Source organism: Inquilinus sp. Marseille-Q2685 (assembly GCF_916619195.1).
Classification (GTDB): domain Bacteria; phylum Pseudomonadota; class Alphaproteobacteria; order DSM-16000; family Inquilinaceae; genus Inquilinus.
Window position 1 is genome coordinate 12,875 of record NZ_CAKAKL010000013.1, and the last position, 17,707, is coordinate 30,581.

General features: G+C 67.3%; 18 protein-coding genes. 4 read left to right on the forward strand and 14 right to left on the reverse strand.

The genetic code is table 11. The features are described 5' to 3' along the window. The first annotated feature begins 511 nt into the window (after window positions 1-511). A complete protein-coding gene (locus LG391_RS32555) occupies window positions 512-2,068 on the forward strand; it encodes an FAD-dependent oxidoreductase (RefSeq protein WP_225772979.1) in 1,557 nt (518 codons plus the stop codon). On the opposite strand, the gene LG391_RS32560 is transcribed toward LG391_RS32555, so the two are convergent. After that, a complete protein-coding gene (locus LG391_RS32560) occupies window positions 2,065-2,949 on the reverse strand; it encodes a polysaccharide deacetylase family protein (RefSeq protein WP_225772981.1) in 885 nt (294 codons plus the stop codon). The genes LG391_RS32555 and LG391_RS32560 overlap by 4 nt on opposite strands. A gap of 91 nt (window positions 2,950-3,040) precedes the next feature. On the opposite strand from LG391_RS32560, the gene LG391_RS32565 reads away from it, so the two are divergent. Next, entirely contained in the window at window positions 3,041-3,943 is a 903-nt protein-coding gene (locus tag LG391_RS32565; protein WP_225772983.1) for a LysR family transcriptional regulator, read from the forward strand. A gap of 211 nt (window positions 3,944-4,154) precedes the next feature. Here LG391_RS32565 and LG391_RS32570 read toward each other — a convergent pair whose 3' ends face one another. The 4 genes from LG391_RS32570 to LG391_RS32585 form a co-directional block, all read right to left on the reverse strand. Continuing rightward, a complete protein-coding gene (locus LG391_RS32570; protein WP_225772986.1) occupies window positions 4,155-4,841 on the reverse strand; it encodes an NADPH-dependent F420 reductase in 687 nt (228 codons plus the stop codon). Between the two features lie 34 nt (window positions 4,842-4,875). Further along, window positions 4,876-5,991, reverse strand: a complete 1,116-nt coding sequence (locus tag LG391_RS32575) for an alpha/beta fold hydrolase (protein WP_225772987.1) — start codon at window positions 5,989-5,991, stop codon at window positions 4,876-4,878. Then, on the reverse strand, window positions 5,988-6,557 hold the full coding sequence (locus LG391_RS32580) for a TetR/AcrR family transcriptional regulator (RefSeq protein ID WP_225772989.1): 570 nt from the start codon (window positions 6,555-6,557) through the stop codon (window positions 5,988-5,990). The genes LG391_RS32575 and LG391_RS32580 overlap by 4 nt, the downstream gene beginning before the upstream one ends. A 460-nt stretch (window positions 6,558-7,017) precedes the next feature. Further along, a complete protein-coding gene (locus tag LG391_RS32585; protein WP_225772991.1) occupies window positions 7,018-7,767 on the reverse strand; it encodes an SDR family oxidoreductase in 750 nt (249 codons plus the stop codon). Window positions 7,768-7,862: 95 nt separating this feature from the next. Here LG391_RS32585 and LG391_RS32590 point away from each other — a divergent pair, with 95 nt between their 5' ends. Further along, window positions 7,863-8,828: an AraC family transcriptional regulator gene (locus tag LG391_RS32590; RefSeq protein ID WP_225772994.1), complete on the forward strand. Its 966-nt coding sequence runs from the start codon at window positions 7,863-7,865 to the stop codon at window positions 8,826-8,828. Between the two features lie 43 nt (window positions 8,829-8,871). Here LG391_RS32590 and LG391_RS35100 read toward each other — a convergent pair whose 3' ends face one another. From LG391_RS35100 to LG391_RS32625, 7 genes are read right to left on the reverse strand one after another with little or no spacing between them, the layout of a single operon-like run. Continuing rightward, window positions 8,872-9,228, reverse strand: a complete 357-nt coding sequence (locus tag LG391_RS35100; RefSeq protein ID WP_374200826.1) for a transposase domain-containing protein — start codon at window positions 9,226-9,228, stop codon at window positions 8,872-8,874. A gap of 47 nt (window positions 9,229-9,275) precedes the next feature. Beyond that, window positions 9,276-9,932 carry a flavin reductase family protein gene (locus tag LG391_RS32600; RefSeq protein ID WP_225772996.1) on the reverse strand — a complete coding sequence of 219 codons (657 nt, stop codon included), beginning with the start codon at window positions 9,930-9,932 and terminating at the stop codon, window positions 9,276-9,278. After that, complete coding sequence (locus tag LG391_RS32605; protein WP_225772998.1) at window positions 9,929-11,374, reverse strand: Xaa-Pro peptidase family protein; 1,446 nt, start codon at window positions 11,372-11,374, stop codon at window positions 9,929-9,931. The genes LG391_RS32600 and LG391_RS32605 overlap by 4 nt, the downstream gene beginning before the upstream one ends. Before the next feature lie 25 nt (window positions 11,375-11,399). Then, window positions 11,400-12,203, reverse strand: a complete 804-nt coding sequence (locus LG391_RS32610; RefSeq protein ID WP_225773000.1) for an ABC transporter permease — start codon at window positions 12,201-12,203, stop codon at window positions 11,400-11,402. Then, a complete protein-coding gene (locus tag LG391_RS32615) occupies window positions 12,196-13,023 on the reverse strand; it encodes an ABC transporter permease (protein ID WP_225773002.1) in 828 nt (275 codons plus the stop codon). Before LG391_RS32615 ends, LG391_RS32610 begins: the two co-directional genes overlap by 8 nt. A 5-nt stretch (window positions 13,024-13,028) precedes the next feature. Then, window positions 13,029-14,069: an extracellular solute-binding protein gene (locus LG391_RS32620; RefSeq protein WP_225773004.1), complete on the reverse strand. Its 1,041-nt coding sequence runs from the start codon at window positions 14,067-14,069 to the stop codon at window positions 13,029-13,031. Window positions 14,070-14,090: 21 nt separating this feature from the next. Further along, on the reverse strand, window positions 14,091-15,179 hold the full coding sequence (locus tag LG391_RS32625; protein ID WP_225773006.1) for an ABC transporter ATP-binding protein: 1,089 nt from the start codon (window positions 15,177-15,179) through the stop codon (window positions 14,091-14,093). Between the two features lie 352 nt (window positions 15,180-15,531). On the opposite strand from LG391_RS32625, the gene LG391_RS32630 reads away from it, so the two are divergent. Further along, window positions 15,532-16,224, forward strand: coding sequence for a GntR family transcriptional regulator (locus tag LG391_RS32630; RefSeq protein ID WP_225773008.1), 693 nt, complete (start codon window positions 15,532-15,534; stop codon window positions 16,222-16,224). Between the two features lie 103 nt (window positions 16,225-16,327). Here LG391_RS32630 and LG391_RS32635 read toward each other — a convergent pair whose 3' ends face one another. Both LG391_RS32635 and LG391_RS32640 read right to left on the reverse strand, forming a co-directional pair. Then, the gene (locus tag LG391_RS32635; RefSeq protein ID WP_374200827.1) at window positions 16,328-16,651 is read right to left on the reverse strand and encodes a transporter substrate-binding domain-containing protein; all 324 of its coding nucleotides are present in this window, start codon (window positions 16,649-16,651) and stop codon (window positions 16,328-16,330) included. A 77-nt stretch (window positions 16,652-16,728) separates the two neighbouring features. Next, a complete protein-coding gene (locus LG391_RS32640) occupies window positions 16,729-17,598 on the reverse strand; it encodes a LysR substrate-binding domain-containing protein (RefSeq protein ID WP_225773010.1) in 870 nt (289 codons plus the stop codon). Window positions 17,599-17,707: the final 109 nt, after the last annotated feature.

Here is a 17,707-nt window from a genome sequence, read left to right on the forward strand (position 1 = left end):
TTCTCTCCATAGATATCGACCGGTCCGACGGGAGCCCTTTCCCTTCGCGCCGGCCGTACCGGACCGCCGTGCGTCCGGCCGGAGCCGCCTTCCCTGATCGGCCGCCGGCGGCCCGGAGCGGCCGGGGCAAGCGGAGCGATGCGGTGCGGCATTGCGCGCGCCGTCGACATGCCGGAAGATCGTCCCAGGCAAGGATCGATCCGGGCGGCCTCGGCGCGGCCGACGGAGAACCGGGCGACCTGCCTTTGGGGGGACACGCTCAGGGGGAAATCCGGACCGGCCAATCCCATGGCCCGACGACGACGGCGTCGCGCCCGTCCATCCGTCCGCGACAGCGCCGCGGCCGGCCGACAGGCCCTACGTCAAGATCCGACCGACGCCTGCCGATCGGCAGCCTGGCCCGCATCGGCCCGGCAGCATCGGCCATGCGCCCGCGGATCGTCGGGAACGGGAAGCGCCGGACCATCCGGGAGGGAATTGCCCCTCGCGAGCACCGGGATGGAGGATTTCCGTGAAATATTATGATTCGGTCGTGTATGGCGCCACCCCGTCCGGCATCGTCGCCGCCAGCCTGATGGGAAAGCTCGGACTGCGGGTCCTGGTGATCGAGCCGACGGCCCATATCGGCGGCCTGATGACCAGCGGGCTGAACGCGACCGACATCATCGGCAGCGGCGCCATCCTCCGCGGGGCATCCCGGGAGGTCTTCCGGCGGGCCGGCGCGGCCTATGGCAGCGAGGACGTCGAGTTCAGGGCCGAGCCGCATGTCCTGGGCGGGATCTTCCGGGGCCTGCTGGCCGAGGCCGGCGCGGAGGTCAGGACCGGGATCCGGATCGCGTCGGTCGTCAAGTCCGGCCCGGCCCTCAGCCACGCGACGCTCGAGGACGGCGACACCATCTGGTCCGCCTTCTGGATCGACGCGACCTATGAGGGGGACCTGCTGCCGCTGGCCAGGGTGTCCCACGCCGTCGGCCGCGAGAGCGCCGACGCCTATGGCGAGAGCCTGGCGGGGCGCCGCAGGCTCGGCCGCATGCTGCCCGCCCCCCTCGACGAACCGATCCCGGCCCGGAACGACCGGGGACAGCTGCTGCCGTTCCTGCTGCCGCCCGACGGCGTCAGGCTGGGCGGCGGGGATTCGCGGCTGCAGGCCTTCTGCTATCGGCTGACGCTGACCCGCAATCCCGACAACCGGATGCCGATCCCCGAGCCCGACCGCTACGACCGGGCCGATATGGAGCTGTTCCGGCGGCTGGCCCTGTCGGGCCGGAGACAGGGCGCCGGCGCCGTCGCCATCGTCCACGGCACCACCTTCAATTCGATCTTCTTCAACCTCGCCCGGCTGCAGGGCGGCAAATACGACATGAATTCCGGGCATGCGGCGCCGATCAACCTGCCGCTCGCCGGCATGGACTGGCTCAACTCCGGCCCGGCCGGCCGCCAGCGGATCGCCGCCATCTATCGCGACTATACGGCCAGGATCCTGCACTTCATCCGGACCGACGAGAGCGTTCCCGAGGAGACGCGGCGGTTCTTCTCGGAGTTCGGCTTCTGCCGCGACGAGTATCACGGGACCGACGGCTGGCCGCCGATGCTGTATGTCCGCGAAGGCCGCCGCCTGCGGGGGGCCGATACCCTGACGGAGCACGACGTGCTGGGCGCCAGGCTGGATCCGGCGGCCGATATCGGGATCGGCCGCTATCCGCTGGACTGCAAGCCGATCCAGTGGACGGTGACCGCCGACGGGGAGCGGGCGGTCCGGGAAGGCATGATCTTCGGCAAATGCGACCGCTACGGCATCCGCTACGGCATGCTGCTGCCGAAGGCGGAGGAAGCCTCCAACCTCCTGGTCCCGGTCGCCGCCTCCGCCACCCATGTCGCCTTCGCCAGCCTGAGGATGGAGCCGCACTGGATGATCATGGGGGCCGCGGCCGGCGCGGCCGTCGTCCTGGCGACCCGGCAGCGCAAGCCGCTCCACGCCCTGGCCGCCGGCGCCGTCAGGACGCTGGCGGAGACCGACCTGCCCCGCGCGCTGCCGGGCCGGGAACCGGCCATGGCCGCCGCCGGCTAGGCTTCCGCACGGGCCTTCCGGTACCAGTCGGCGATCTCGCTGCCGGTGGCCAGCCAGACGCCGTCATGCGCGGCGATGTGCGCGAGCGCCGCGGCGAAGTGCCGGGCCCGGTGCGGATGGCCGATCAGGAACGGGTGCAGGGCGATGCCCATCACCCGGCCGGTCGCGGCGCCGTCCTCGTAGAGGACGTCGAACTGGTCGCGGATGGTCTGCGCGAACTGCTCGCCGGTCTGGCCCTGGAAGAGGAAGGCGTTGAAGTCGTTGATCTCGATCGAATAGGGCAGCGACAGCATCGACCCCGACTTCACCCGCATCGGATAGGGCTGCTCGTCATTGACCCAGTTGGCGACGTAGTCGATGCCGGCCTCGGCCAGGAGGTCGAGCGTGCGGTGCGATTCCGTCAGCGCCGGGCTGAGCCAGCCGCGGGGCCGCCGGCCGGTGGCCCGTTCGATCGTGTCGACGACGCCGCGCACGATCTCCCGCTCCTCCTCCTCCGGCTGGGCGTGGATCAGCGTCGAGTTGGTCATGCCGTGGCCCATCCACTCCCAGCCCAGCGCCTGCCCCGCCTCGATGATGCGGGGATAGTGCCGGACGACGTCGGAGTTGAGCGCCACCGTGCCCTTGAAGCCGTGCTTCTCCATCACCTCCATCAGCCGCCAGATGCCGACCCGGACGCCGTAGTCGCGCCAGGAATAGTTCAGCACGTCCGGGACGAGGCCGGCGGTGTGCGGGTTGATCGAGCTCGACGGCCGGTCGAACAGGAAATGCTCGATGTTCGGGACCACCCAGACCGCCACCCGGGCACCGTTCGGCCAGCGCAGCGGCGGCCGGTCGACGATGGCCGAATACGGGAACCGGTCGTGATGCTGCGGGGCGTCCATCCTTGCCTCCTCGTGTCGGGAACTGCCGAGAATGTGAGGCCGCCGCGCATTCCGGAGAACTGGGCTATAGTTCCGGACACTTGAGAGACTGATGTCCGGAATGACGATGCGGCACACCGACAGCCTCGGCGCGCTCGACGCCTTCGTCCGGGCGGCCGACGCCCGCAGCTTCACCGCGGCGGGGCGGCAGCTCGGCGTCTCCTCCTCCGCCGTCGGCAAGGCGGTGGCGCGGCTGGAAGAGCGGCTGGGCGTGCGCCTGCTGCACCGCTCGACCCGCTCGGTGACGCTGACGCCGGAAGGCGCGCTGTTCCTGGAGCGCTGCCGTCGGATCTTCAGCGAGATCGAGAGCGCGGAGACCGAGCTGGCGCAGACCCGGGGCGCGCCGCGCGGCCGGCTGCGCGTCAGCCTGCCGCTGGCCGGCATGCTGATGATGCCGACGCTGGGCGCCTTCATGCGCGCCTATCCCGAGATCGAGCTGGACCTGGACTTCACCGACCGGCTGGTCGATGTGATCGAGGAGGGCTTCGACGCCGTGATCCGCGCCGGCGAGGTGAGCGATTCCCGCCTGATGAGCCGCTTCCTGGGCGTGTTCCGGCTGCAGCTCGTGGCCGCGCCCTCCTATCTCGAGCGCCGCGGCGTGCCGCGGACGCCGGAGGAGTTGGCCGGCCATGCCTGCCTGCAGCACCGCTTCGCCACCAGCGGCAAGTTCGAGCCCTGGCCGCTGCGCGGCGGCAGGGACATTGCCCTGTCGAGCACGGCGGTCGCGAACACGATCGAGCCGCTGATCGCCCTGGCCGAACAGGGGCTGGGCATCGCCTGCCTGCCCGACTTCGCCATCCGCCGCCAGGTCGAGGACGGCCGGCTGGCGGTGGTGCTGGCCGACCACACCGCGCATGAGGGCGCGTTCCGCCTGCTGTGGCCGTCGAGCCGCTACCCCGCGCCGAAGCTGCGGGTGTTCGTGGATTTCATGGCGAAGCACCTGTTTCCGGCGTAGAGACTGATCGCGGTTCCGGACAGACAAGAGCCGTGGCTGCAAGGGGCGGGAAGCGATACGAGGAACCACGGCGTCGCCCTGCCGCGTGGCCGGAAAGGGTGACGACCGGACCTTAGGGCAGAGCTCAGGACGCATCCGGTCCATAGCAGCCATCGCACGCGGGCCCAAAAAGCAGTCATCGTGTTCACGTCTGGAAGCGGACGTGCCGCGGTCAGCCAGTTTCCGGCGTCGTCGCTGCGTCATCGACGACTTGACCGACCGCCCGGCCCGCCGAGAGGGTGAGCGCGACATAGGGCGCAAACCCTCGGCCGAAGACGATATCGATTTCGAAGGCCGCCAGGTTCTCCAGATGGCGCGCCTTGCGCAGGCCTCCAGCGTCGACAACGGCATAGCCGAGCTGCCGGCCGATGGCGTCGATCGCCGATTTGGCCGCAGGATCGTCCCCGGCGATGAAGAGGTTGATCGGCGCTCCGCCCGGAAGCGGCATGTCGCTCTCGATGAGCTCGGCGTAGATCGTGTTGAAGGCCTTCACGACCCGCGCCGTGGGAACCGCCCGGGCGATGTCCTCGGCGAGCGAACCGGCGGATCCGTAGCGGTTCTCGAAATCCGGCGGATCGACGGGATTGTTGCAGTCGACCAGGATCTTGCCGGCCAGCAAGCCAGGCGCGACGCCGGCCAGGGCAGGGAGAACAGCGTTGTTGTGCAGAGCGACGAAGACGATCTCGCCGAAGGCAGCGGCATCGTCATAGGAACCGGCGCGACCGGCGCCGATCGCTGCCGCGATCTTTCGGGCCTTATCCGGACTGCGGGATCCGATCAGCACCTCATGCCCGAGCAGGACCAGGCGCCGGCCCAGCACTCCGGTCATCTCCCCTGCCCCGATGAATCCGATCTTCATGCGGCTTCCTCCCGGCCCCAATGCCGACGGGACGTCACGCAGGGAAACGCCGATTCAGCCAGCTGACGGCCAGCGCGTTGAGCTCCGCCGGCCTCTCCTGCGGCGTCCAATGCCCGCAACCGGCGATGACGTGCTTCTCCAGGTCGGGGACGCAGGCCTCCATCCCGTCCGCCATGGCGGGGGTGAGCACCACGTCGTCCTCCGCGCTGATCATCAGCGAGGGCACCCGGACGGTCTGGTCGACCGCAAGGCCGGCCTGCCAGTTCCGCGACAGGTTGCGGTACCAGTTGATGCCGGGCGTGAAGCCGGTCCGCTCGAAGCTGCGCACATAGACGTCGAGCTCCTCGGGGGTGAGGATCGGCTTCCCGGGCAGCGTTTCCGGCTCGGGAGCCCCAAGCGGCGTGAGGAATGTCATGTGACGCGCCTCGCGCGGCAGCTTCATGTACGCCGCACGGCTGATCACATCCTTGCGCATGACCGTCCGGAAGGTGCGGCGCACGTCGCGGGCCATCAGCCTGTCGCCGAGATCCCCATCCTGGAACATCAGCACGTACATATCGGGGCTGTAGACCCGGCGCATCTGGACGATCGGATCCTCGTGCGGATCCGGGACGAACGACTTGCCCGGAGGCATCAGGTCCCGGATCAGGTCGGGATGCAGCCAGAGCATCTCATGCGGGACGAAGGGGGTGTTCACGCCGATCACGCCGGCGACGCGGCTCTCGTGGAAGAGCGGCATCTGCCAGGCCACCAGGCCGCCCCAATCATGCCCCATGAACACCGCCCGCTCGATGTCGAGAGCGTCGAGCAGCCCGACCAGGTCGCCGGTCAGATGCGCCAGGTCGTAGTCCTCGACACGGGCCGGCCGGTCGGTCAGACCGTAGCCGCGCATGTCCGGCGCGATGACGCGATAGCCCGCGGCCGCGAGCGCCGGGATCTGGTGCCGCCAGGAAAAGGCGAGCTCCGGGAAGCCATGCAGGAGCACGACCGCCGGCCCGGCCCCTGCCTCGTACACGGCCATGCGGATGCCGTTGGCCTCGATCATGCGGACCGGCGGCATGGCGGCCTGGTCGCCGAAAGCGGGAACGAGCGGGGCCGTGAGGGCCGCGCCGATGCCGGCGAGGACCCTCCTGCGGGACATATCCGTCATGATCGCATCTCGCGGAGCTGGTTGAATTCGGCGTGGATCACATCTACGCAGGCCGCGACGTCGCGCCCGGCGCGGACCAGCACGAGAATTCCCTGGTAGAGAAGAAGGAGCCGCGTGACGACCAGGTCGACGCGATCACCGGCGATCTCGCGCTCCAGCACTCGTCGCATCCCTTGCTCGAGCAGGGCGAAGCCGTCCCGCACCCCGTCGGTCGCGACCGAGGGCCGGGCGCCGAACTCGACCGCAGCGTTGGTCAGAAGGCAGCCGTGGCTATCGGCCTCGGGAGAGCACAGCATCGACAGGAACAGCTGCTCGAGTCCGTCGAGGCCGGCGGCTTCGCCGGCATAGGTTTCGAGCCTGCGACGGATGACGGCGTCGATGTAGTGGTTGAAGGCGGCCCGGTAGAGCCCGTCCTTGTCGCCATAGGCGTTGTAGATGCTGCCGGAGGTCAGCCCGGTCGCCGCCTCGAGCGCCTTGATCGAGACGCCGCCAAATCCTTCCCGGCGAAAGGCATCCATCGCCGCCCACAGGACATGCCCCTCGTCGAATGATCGCGTTCGAGCCATCACGGCACTCGATTTGAAATGACCATTCTAGAATGATCAATTTAAATCCAGAGTCAACCCATCAGCGTGCGTCGGGAGGCCAGCCCCCGAGAAGCCGTCCTCATCCCCACGCGCGGTCAGTTCATCGGACTGGAGAGCGCCATATCCGGTTATCACGTCGGCGCCTTGATACCGGACAGCACTCAAGGCCATAGGCTTCCAGCCCTTTCCGGCCAACCCAGCCCGGCGAAGGCACCCCCAGCCGGCCGTCGCAGCGGGCGCCGGAGAGCGGACATGACCGGAGGTGCCCCTTCCCAGTCAGCCGGGCCAACCGCGGGACTCTCGAAACCACTCATGCACTCCGCTCCCCAGGGCAGACGAGTTCCCCCGAACACACTGGGCGGGGGCCGGGGCGGTGGCGCCCGCCACATCTCTGTCCGAAATCAATCTGCGAATGGCGAGCTAAGTTGACGCAAGCAGTTTATTCCGCCTCCGCCATCAAGGCTTCCGCATCGCGTCCTGCGGCGAGGCGGAATGGCGATGCTGGATCCGTGGCACATCGCCAGATCGCCGCAGCGACGTCCGACGGGTGGGTTATCGGTCCCGACTGGTTGCGCATGTGTGCAACGATGCGCTCGATCATCGGCGCATAGTCGGCGTTGTCGCGGCCCCGCAGATGCGGAATGCCGTTGTCGCCGAACCGCGTCTCGGGTGCGCTCCCCGGTATGACCAGATGGGCGCGCACACCAAACTCGCGCACTTCCACGGCCAGCGTCTCGGTTATGGAGTTCACCGCCGCCTTGCTGGCCCTGTATACGCCGACCATTGGCTGCGACTTGAGCGTGGTCGACGATGAGATGTTGATGATGATACCCGACCGGCGCTCACGAAACGATGGGAGTACCGCCTGGATCATTGCGAGCGTGCCCAGCGTGTTGGTCTCGAACATGGCGCGCGCCATGTTGGGTTCGGTCAGTTCGACCGGCGACGGCACGCCGAAGCCGGCATTGTTGACCAGGACGTCGATCGGACCAGCCTCGGTGACGGAACGGGCGACACTGGCCGGATCGGTGACGTCGAGTTGTAGGATGCGGAGCCTCTCGGACGCCGGAATTATCTTGGGGTCGGGTGTTCGCATGGTGGCCGCCACATCCCAGCCACGATCGAGAAACAGCCGGGCGGTCTCCAGCCCGAAGCCAGAAGAGCAGCCCGTGATGAGGATTGCCGGCATAAGAATCTCCGCGTGTTGATGTTGACGACAATCTAGCTGAGCCACCCAGGACGTGATATGGCTCGGGGTATTGATTTCTTTTGAAATGGTCCTGAATGACCGCCGATCCTCTCGCCGAAGTCGTAACGCTGCTCCAACCAACGGCCCGCTTTTCCAAGCTTATTGAGTGCGCCGGCTCCTGGAGGTTCCGCCGCAAGGGAACGGGAGATCCTTTTTACTGCGCGGTGCTGGAGGGGCATTGCCGTGTGACGGTCGACGGGCAACCGCCCCTGATCTTGCAGGCCGGGGATTTCCTGCTGGTTCCGGCCATGCGCGACTTGATCAAGGAAAGCCTGGACTTGCCGCAGGACGAGACATCAAGAGAACCGATCGAGGTTGGCAAGGGCTGTTTTCGTGTCGGCCGGGAAGACGAGCCGCCAAACCTCCGCATCCGGATCGGGCATTGTTCGTTCGGTTCGCCGGAAGTGGCTCTGCTCGTGCCGCTGCTTCCACATGTCGTCCTTGCGCGCGGAGAGCCGCGGCTCGCGACGCTGACGCAATTGGTCGGCGACGAGACCCTTGCGCATCGACCGGCACGCGAACTTGTGCTCGAACGGCTGCTGGAGGTATTGCTGATCGAGGCATTGCGATGCGGTGGTGAGATACAGAATGCGCCGCCGGGCTTGGCTCGCGGTCTTGCCGATGATCGCGTTGCAGCCGCGCTGCGCGCCTTCCATGCGCGTCCGGAATATCCCTGGACGGTTGCTGGACTGGCTTTCGAAGCGTCTTTGTCGCGCTCGGCCTTCTTCGCCCGTTTCAGCCGGACAGTGGGCATGCCGCCGATGGAATACCTTTTGGCGTGGCGTATGGCTTTGGCCGGACGTCTCCTTCGCGGACAAGAGCTTGGCTTGGATCAAGTCGCTGAACGCGTTGGTTACAGTTCGTCCAGTACTTTCAGCGTCGCCTTTGCCCGATACGCGGGTGTGTCTCCAGCTCGCTACGGTCGGATGATGCACCTGAATGGACAACATAGCTCCGGCGTGCTGCCGCCGGCACTCCTGCAAAACGCCTTCACGCGTTAGCTGAGATTGGTAGATCTGTTGACCGCTTGACTTAGGAAGCAGGTCAGGCCGCTTGAGCGTCGACAGTCGGCGGTGTCCAGTTCCACGGAAGCAGTTGCTCCAGCCTGGTAATCGGCGTGTCCGCGATGCGGGCAAGAACGTCGGCAAGGTACGCCTGCGGATCGATGTCGTTGAGCTTTGCCGTCATGATCAGCGTGGCCATGAAGGCGGCCCGGTAGAGCCCGTCCTTGTCGCCATAGGCGTTGTAGATGCTGCCGGAGGTCAGCCCGGTCGCCGCCTCGAGCGCCTTGATCGAGACGCCGCCAAATCCTTCCCGGCGAAAGGGTGCATCCCAGCCTGACAGGTCTCTCCCACGGGACCAGCCAATCACAGACCAGACGCCGACGCCGGGCGGCCCCACGCCACGACCGAGGCAGTCGAATCATGGGCCGGGCGAGCGAGACAGCGTTATGCTCGGCGGTGGTGGAACTGGTCGGGGGTCAGCGTCTTGATCTCGAACTGGTCTTGCGTTCGCGCGTAGCTGTGCCCGCCGAGCCGGCCGATCGCGTCCATCTTGTGCTGGTCGACATGGAGGCTTCGCGCGTCGACCGCGTCGGTGCGCACGAACACCCCGAGCACCTCGCCGAGAATGATCTCACGCGCCGGGCTGAGCTGAAGGGTCATGTATCTGCGGCATTCCAGCGCTGCCGGCGCCGCCAGAATCCTTGGGCTGCGGACCATTTCGCCCGGCGTCGTCTCAAGGCCGGCTTGCTCCAGCTCATTGACCTCGGGACCGAACTTGATGGCACAGATCTCCATCCGTTCGGCCAGAGCGGTGTCGCAGATGTGCACGGTGAACTCGCCGGTCTCGCGGATGTTGCGCGCGGTGTCCTTGAAGCTCATATCGGCATGGTTCTCCACGCCGATGGCGACGATCGCCGGGTCATGCGTGAGCACGTTGAAGAAGCTGAACGGCCCGGCATTGGGCCGGCCGTCACGGCTCAGGGTCGTCACCAGCGCGATCGGCCGGGGAATGACCGTTCCGATCAGCAGCTTGTAGCGCTCGCGCTCCGTCAGGGCCGCGAAATCGAAATGGGCGTGCCCGCGCCTCTCCAACACGTTCATCGGAACCCCGGAACACGGAAGGTTTCGAGCGGTGTATGGCGGCTGAGGTTCTCGAAGCCATCGGACGTGACGAGGTAGCAATCACCGATATTGCAGCCGGCCGACTGAGCTTCGAGCCACTGAGCATGCAGCACGAACACCATTCCTTCCTCGAGCCTGTCATGGTTGTGCGAGGAGACGTTGAAGCTGTTCTGCGCGCCCGCCATGCCGACCGAATGACCGAGATTCGGATTATGGGGGCCATGGGTGGCGGGATAGACATGCATCAGCCGGCGTCCGCGCGCCTCCCAGTCGGCGTCCGGCACATATTGCAAGGGCACGAGCCGCGGACCGCCGTCGTCGGCCGCCTGCCAGTTGTAGGGCATGGTGCGCGCATGCGGCGAGGTGAGCAGACCATGCTCGACGTAGGAACTGAACGCGGCGTTGTTGACGTCGCTGACGAGTGCACCGGGGCGGATCAATCGTTCCGCGCGCCTGACGCCTTCCGTGCAGGCGGCGAGCACCTTCTCCTGCCGTGCCGTGATTTCGCCCACTGCGATCATGCGCGCGGTCTGCGCCGTGTAGCCCTGATAGGTGACGTTGGAGACATAGAGGTTGATCAGGTCGCCGGGGCGCACCACGCGGCCATAAGGCTTGCCGCAATGCGTGCCGTACTGGTTGATGCCGATCTGGTAGCCGTCGCCGGTCTCGCCGCCGCGGGCCAGCTGGGCGAAGGTGAAGGCCGCATAGATCTCGGCGTCGGTCACGCCGGGACGGATGACATGATAGGCGGCCTGGGTGCCGATGGAGATCAGCTGCGCGGCCGCCCGGACCATCTCGATTTCGCGGGGCGAGCGGATCTTCTGCATGCGATCGATGATCGGATTGTCGGAGACGAATTTCGCCTTCGGCATCAGATCGTCCAGATGGCCGAACAGGGATGAGCTGGTCCGGTCGCCGAGCCGGCCGATCTGGCCGGTGGACAATCCGAGATCGGTCAGAATCTTCGCAGCGGCTTCAGCGGTCTTTGCCGTCGACGAGCCCGGCCGGTCGGCATATTCGCGGCCGATCGCGCCGATCTGCCAGATCCGGTCCACGCCGACCGGTTCACCGCCCGGCGGCAGGATGACCGACTGGGTGAAGAACGACAGCAGCACCATCTCCTTGTCGCTGTCGGTCGGAATGATCAGCACGCCTTCGCGCATCCAGTCGCAGACGTAGCGCAGATAGGCGTTCGAGGTGTGGAACCAGCCGACCATATCGGTGTGGACGATCAGCGCATCGTGCTCGGCCAGCACCGCCTCGCGGCGGATGCGGCGCACCCGTTCCGCGAACTCCTCGTCCGGCAGCGGCAAGGGCGGGCTGAACTCGAAATCGGGTTCGAAATCGGCGAGCAGGGATTCGATCCGGCGACCGGATGCCGGAGTTCTGTTCATGGTCACGATGCGATAGTCCTGTTTCATGCGCCGGCGGATGGCGCAACTGGCGTTAGCGGGACGGGCCGAAGAGCTTGCGGCCGACGAGCACGACGACGAACGTCACGGCGATCAGGACGCCGGACATCGCGGCGACGCGGACATCGAGGGATTCCTCGATCATCGCGAACATCCGAAGCGGCAGAACCGTGGTGCGCGCATCGGCGAGAAAGAGCGAGACCGAGACATTGTCGAGCGACTGGATGAACACCAGGAAGGCGCCGGCCAGGATGCCCGGAACCAGCAGCGGCAGGGTCACGCGCCGCAGCGTCGTCAGCGGCGTCGCCCCCAGGGTGGTCGATGCCTCCTGCAGCGACGGGTCCATTCCCTGCGCAATGACAGCCGTCGCGCGATACATCAGCGGCCCGAACACCACGATATGGCCGGCGACGGTGAGCCAAAGCGACGGCTGGACGCCGAGGAGACCGGATACGACCAGTGCCGCGAGCCCATAGACGAGGCTGGGCAGCACCAGCGGCGCCAGGAGCAGCGGTTCGGTGAGGTTGGCCGCCCGGCCCCGGATGCGGGCCATGCCGATGGCGGCGGGCACGGCGAACAGCAGCGAACCGACCACCGCGAGGCCGGCGATCTTCAGCGAATTGAACGCGGCGATGTGCTCCGTCGCCGACGCCACCGGGTCGAGAAGGGCCGCGTACCAGCGCAGGGAAAGCCCTTGCGGCGGAAACTGGAGCGTCTGGCCGGCCGTGAAGGACATCACCAGGGCGATGACGATCGGCGCGATCAGAAAGAGCATGGCCAGCCCGCCGATGCCGTAGACGAACGCCCGATAGAGAAAGGTCGAGGCCGCTTCACGCATGACCGACGAGCCTCCGATGGCGGGCGATTGCGGAGAGCGCCAGAAGAAGGGTGCCGGTGGACAGCAGAAGGACGACCGCGATCGCGGACGCCAAGGGCCAGTCGAACAGCACCCCCACCTCGCGGTAGATGAGCTGCGGCACATAGACGTTGCGGGCGCCGCCGATCACCGCCTGGGTCACGAAGGATGCGCTGGTGCTGGCGAAGACCAGGATCCAGCCGGCGAGCAGGCCGGGCAGCATGAGCGGAAGCAGCACGGTCAGAAACACCCGCCACGGCCCGGCCCCAGACACTTCGGCGGCGTCGGTCAACTGTCTGTCGACGCGCGACAGCACCGCGATGAGGGGCAGGATGATCAGCGGCAGGTCGATCTGGCACATGGTCAGCACCAGCCCCAGCTCCGTGAACATCAGGCTGATGGGTTGTCCGGTGAAGCCAAGGCCGAGCAGGGCGTGGCTGATCGGCCCCTGGCGGCCGAGAATGACGATCCACGCAAAGGTCCGGACGATGTTGCTCGTCAGCATCGGCACCAGTGACAAAAAGATGATGACCTGCCGCGCCCGGGGCCGGCTGTGCCAGTAGAGCAGCGCGATCGGAATCCCGAGCAGGGTCGTTCCGAGGACGGTCAGGACTCCGAGCCTGATGGTGTTCATGAGCACGCGGAAATTGAACGGATCGCCGAGGAACGCCGCGTAGTTGTCGAACGAGACGCCGGTCGTGCCGGACAAGCTGTAGGCCATGAGCAGAGCGAGCGGCGTCGCGAAGAACACCACCGAAAGCAGAAGCATCGGGAGGAGATACGGAACGCCGCTCGATCTCATCGCCGTCATCCCCCCGCCACCAGCGTGTCGAACGCCCTGATCCAGGCGGCGCGGTTCCTGTTGATCAGCGACCAGTCCGGATAGACCAGCGAAGCGACCTGCTCGCGCGTGACATAGGCCTCGATGCCGGGCGTCAGCCCGACATCCCTGTTGGTCGGGAACATCTCCGTCGGCGGCATCTTCAGGATGTCCTGGGCAGCCTTCGAGATCGCCGCATCCATATAGGCATAGGCCGCGTCGACATTCGCCGACCCTTTGGCCAGGTGGATGTTGACCGGCGCGGCCGGGGACCCCGTCTCGGGATGGGCGAACTCCGCCGCCAGGCCCAGCGCCTTCAGGCGCGCCACATTGTTGGTCGAGCACATGAACACGGCGATTTCGCCCTGCTGATAGAGCGTCATCTGGTGGTTGGTGCTGTCGACGACGTTCCTGAGGTTCTCGGGGTGGTCCTTGAACAGCTTGAAGACCGCGTCCATGTCCTCCGGCCCCGAGCCGAAGATCTTCGCCAGCTGGGTGTAGGCCATGACCGCGGTGTTCGACCCGAATCCGGTCCAGGACACCTTGCCGGCATAGGCCGGGTTCTCGAACAGGTCGCGATACCCGGCGGGCTTCGGCACGATATCGGGATTGTAGGCGATGCCGTTGACCTCGACGGTCACGGTCGGGCCGTATTCTCCCTGGAAGGCGGGATCGAGCATGCTCCAGTTGGAAAGCCTGCTGGGATCGATCTTCTGGATCAGCCCGTTCTCGATCGCGACCGCACCCTGCCCGGGCGACATCAGAAGCGTGTCGTAAGCCGGATGGCCCGGGCTGGCCTGGATCTTCGCCAGCTGGTCCTGCGCCAGGGCGGGCGCGATGGTGAGGTCGTAGCCGGCCGACGAAACGAGCGGCGTCAGCACGCGCCGATAGGCATCCTCCCAGCTGCCGGGAAACGTCGCCGCGACGAGCCGGCCGGCGGCGCGTGCCCTGGCGGGCAGCAGTGCGGCCGCAGCGATGCCTGCCGCCAGGATCCCGAAGCCGCGTCTGCTCAATCCGAACTCGGTCATGGGGGCACCTCTCCTGTTGGGTCAGTTGCCGGTGTCGCGGGGGAAGACATGACACCGGTCGGTGTCGATCTGGACGTAGACCCGGCCGCCTGGAACGGCCGGGCTGCCTGTCGCGCCGCGCATCTCGGTGGCGCGGATCTCCGTTCCGTCGACGAGCTGGAGGTCGTGGACCAGGGTGGGCCCGAGCGGAACGGAAACGGTGAGCCGGGCCTCGATCGCCGCCGGCCCGGGGTTGGCAAGGAGGCGCACGTCTTCCGGCCGGCAGGTGACGACCACGGGGGCACCGGGGATGAAGGAGAGCTCGCGGCTCAGCAGGAGGACATCGCCTGTCGAAAGCCTGATCGCGCCCTCTCCGCTGCGGGAGGATTCGACAACGCCCGGAAGCCGGCTTGCGTGGCCGATGAAGCTGTTGACGAAAAGGGTCCTCGGACGGTCGTAGACGACCGTCGGGCTGTCGATCTGTTCGACGCGTCCTCGGTTCATGAGGACCAGCCGGGTCGCCAGGCTCTGCGCTTCCTCCTGGTCGTGGGTGACGATCAGCGTGGTGATGCCGAGCGATTTCTGCAGGCGCAGCATCTCGACCTGGAGGTCGAAGCGCAGCGCCCGGTCCAGCGCCCCGAATGGCTCGTCGAGCAGCAGCAGCGACGGACGGGACGCGAGCGCACGCGCGACGGCCACGCGTTGCTGCTGGCCGCCCGACAGCTCGCGCGGCAGGCGGCGGCCAAAGCCATCGAGACGGATCAGCGCAAGCAGTTCGGCGACCCTGGTGCGCCGTTCGGCTCGCGGCACATGCTGGCAGGCCAGCGGATAGGCAATGTTCTCGGCGACCGTCAGATGGGGAAACAGCGCATAGTTCTGGAACACCATGCCGATGCCGCGCGCTCGGGCGGACAGGACCGTCAGGTCGGTCGATCCCAGCGAGACGGTGCCGCGGTCGGGCCGGATCAGGCCGGCTATCGCGCGAAGCACCGTGGATTTGCCGCAGCCGCTCGGTCCCAGCAGCGCCGCGATCTCGCCCGCGGGGACATCGAAGCTGACATCGTCGACCGCCGGCGCGCCTCCCCCATAGGAATGCGTGAGCGCGCGCACCGACAGGGCGCGGGCGGTCACTGGCGCGGCCGAGGCGATTCGTGCCGCTGTGGCGGTGTCCGGCTCAGGACGAGGGATGGTCGTAAAGGCAGGGCTCATATTCATGTCGACATGGTCACGCAAGCCCCGTGCCAACCGGATCGGAGCGCTCCGAAAATCAGGCAACAATTTGAATTTAAAAATGAAACTGTCTTACGCATATAGTTTCGAAACCTCATTCGGAACATTAGACGTAAGGAAATGCGCAAAAAATAGCGCATGCGGAAGCGCCAATTGGTGTAAATCTGGGCAGCCGTTCACGGAGATCGGAATGCGAAACAGCGTAAAGCGCCGTGTCAGACCGCAGCCCCTGCCTCAGGACTCTCGACCCGAATTGGCGGACGCAGCGGAGGATGTCAGCGACCGGATCTGCTCGACCCTGGCCGCGGCGATCCGCGAAGGCGCGCTGAGGCCCGGATCCAAAATCCTGGAGGATGCGATCGCCGACCACTTCGGGGTGAGCCGGACCGTCGTGCGTGGTGCGCTCGGGATCCTGGAGCACGACCATCTGCTGGAGCGCAAACGCAACCGCGGGTCCTTTGTCGCCGAGCCCTCCATCGGCCAGGCCCAGGAGCTGTTCGAGGCCCGGCGGTCGATGGAACGCGTGATCCTCGAACTGGCGATCGAGCGCGCCTCCGCCGCCGATTGCGATCGGCTCGAAGCCATCATCGAGCAGGAGCACGCCGTCCATCAGGGCACGGACGAGAAGGCGAAGGCGGGCCTATCCGGCCAGTTCCATATCGAACTGGCGCGGATCAGTGGAAACGGGGTCCTGACGGAGCTTCTGGGAAAGGTCGTGGCGCGGCTGTCGCTGGTGATGGCGCTCTACGAAGACGAGCGCCACGATGATTGTGGAACCGACCATCACAGAGCCATTCTTGCCGCCGTGCGGAACAAGGACCTCAAGCGTGCGCAGCATCTGATGGACGAGCACTTGGCGGACATCGAGGGCCGGGTCCGCCTGACGCAGGACCACGGCGACCGTCACACATTCGAGGCGGTGTTGGCCAGCTTCTCATCTCAATGAACGGAGCCACCGCGCGTCAGCCGGCCGGGAGCGGGCCTCTCCCGCCCTGGCCGGCCCGCGCCAGAACCGCCTCCGAGGGCATCGGACGGAGCGGTCCGCCCCGCTACGACTTGCCGAACCAGCGTTCGCGCAGCTCCTCGTAGCTGCCGTCCTGGCGCATCGACAGCAGGGCGGCGTCGACGTCGCGGCGCAGGTCGCTGTCGTTGCGGAAGACGAAGCCGTAATCCTCCGGCTGGAAGATCGGGCCGACGAGGCCGGCGCGCCCGAGCCCCTCATGCGCGGCGATGTATTGCAGCACCGGCGCGTCGTAGACGACGGCGTCGACCCGGTCGTCGATCAGGGCCCGGTACGCGTCCTCCGCATTCGCGAAGGTTACGGGCTGGATGTTGGCGGCGCCGAGATAGCGGGCCGAGGTGGTGCCGCCCACGGTGCCGACCGCCTTGCCCGGCAGGTCGCCGGGGCCGTTGATCGCCTGCCGGATCTGCTGGACGGCGGCCAGGGCCGCTACGGCGGCTCCGGCATTTCGGCCAGAAGCCAGGCGCGAAAGGTGCCGGCCGCCGTCGAGAGCCGGCGCCCGGCCGGCATCAGGAGCTGGAACCAGTCGCTCGGCACGCTCTGCGGGAACGGCCGGACCAGGCGGCCCTGCGCGAGCTCCGCGGCGCAGGTGACGTCGTCGCCCAGCGCCACCCCCATCCCCATCGCCGCCGCGTCGAGGGCGTGCGACAGGTCGCTGAAACGCAGCACCGTCGCATCGAGCGCACCGACGCCGGCGAGATCCAGCCAGGCGGCCCACAGGCCGGGGCTGTCGTCGTGCAGCAGGGTCTGGGTCCCGAGGTCGGAGGGGGCGGACAGGTGGAACGCGACCGACGGCGCACAGACCGGAAAGGCGTTGGGCCGGACCAGGGGCTCGGCCTCGAAGCCGGGCCAGGACGAGGCGCCGTAGCGGATGGCGAAGTCGAAGCCGCCATCGGCGCGGGGCGGGCCGGCGGCGGCTTCGACCTCGATCGCGATCGCCGGATGCGCCTGCCGGAAGGCGCCGAGCCGCGGCATCAGCCAGCGGGCGACGAAGGACGGGTCGACGTCGAGCCGCAGCCGCGCCTCGCCCGCCTCCTCGGCCAGCGCCGCGAGCCCGGTGTCGATCGCCGCGAAGGCGTCGCCGACGATGCGGGCGAAGCGCAGGCCGGGCTCGGTCGGCGCGATGCCGCGGCCGCTCCGCCGGAACAGCGCGACGCCGAGCCGAGCCTCGAGCGCGCGGATGTGGTGGCTGACCGCGGCCGGGCTGACCCCGAGCTCCGACGCCGCGGCGACGAAGCTGCGGCACCGGGTGGCGGCTTCGAAAGCGCGGATGGCGTTGAGCGGCAGCGGTCGGCGCATCGGCAAGTTTTTCTCGCGAGTGGCGTGAGGTTTTCCCGTTTGTTCCGCAAAGGCAAGCCGTGGACACTCCGCGCTGCCACAAGACGCCCGGAGGCCCGGCACAAGGGCC

Excerpts from the sequence above, each read along its gene's own strand:
- LG391_RS32560 (WP_225772981.1), bottom strand. The coding sequence starts at position 2,949 with ATGGACGCCCCGCAGCATCACGACCGGTTCCCGTATTCGGCCATCGTC.
- LG391_RS32565 (WP_225772983.1), top strand. The coding sequence starts at position 3,041 with ATGTCCGGAATGACGATGCGGCACACCGACAGCCTCGGCGCGCTCGAC.
- LG391_RS32570 (WP_225772986.1), bottom strand. The coding sequence starts at position 4,841 with ATGAAGATCGGATTCATCGGGGCAGGGGAGATGACCGGAGTGCTGGGC.
- LG391_RS32575 (WP_225772987.1), bottom strand. The coding sequence starts at position 5,991 with ATGACGGATATGTCCCGCAGGAGGGTCCTCGCCGGCATCGGCGCGGCC.
- LG391_RS32580 (WP_225772989.1), bottom strand. The coding sequence starts at position 6,557 with ATGGCTCGAACGCGATCATTCGACGAGGGGCATGTCCTGTGGGCGGCG.
- LG391_RS32585 (WP_225772991.1), bottom strand. The coding sequence starts at position 7,767 with ATGCCGGCAATCCTCATCACGGGCTGCTCTTCTGGCTTCGGGCTGGAG.
- LG391_RS32590 (WP_225772994.1), top strand. The coding sequence starts at position 7,863 with ATGACCGCCGATCCTCTCGCCGAAGTCGTAACGCTGCTCCAACCAACG.
- LG391_RS32600 (WP_225772996.1), bottom strand. The coding sequence starts at position 9,932 with ATGAACGTGTTGGAGAGGCGCGGGCACGCCCATTTCGATTTCGCGGCC.
- LG391_RS32605 (WP_225772998.1), bottom strand. The coding sequence starts at position 11,374 with ATGAAACAGGACTATCGCATCGTGACCATGAACAGAACTCCGGCATCC.
- LG391_RS32610 (WP_225773000.1), bottom strand. The coding sequence starts at position 12,203 with ATGCGTGAAGCGGCCTCGACCTTTCTCTATCGGGCGTTCGTCTACGGC.
- LG391_RS32615 (WP_225773002.1), bottom strand. The coding sequence starts at position 13,023 with ATGAGATCGAGCGGCGTTCCGTATCTCCTCCCGATGCTTCTGCTTTCG.
- LG391_RS32620 (WP_225773004.1), bottom strand. The coding sequence starts at position 14,069 with ATGACCGAGTTCGGATTGAGCAGACGCGGCTTCGGGATCCTGGCGGCA.
- LG391_RS32640 (WP_225773010.1), bottom strand. The coding sequence starts at position 17,598 with ATGCGCCGACCGCTGCCGCTCAACGCCATCCGCGCTTTCGAAGCCGCC.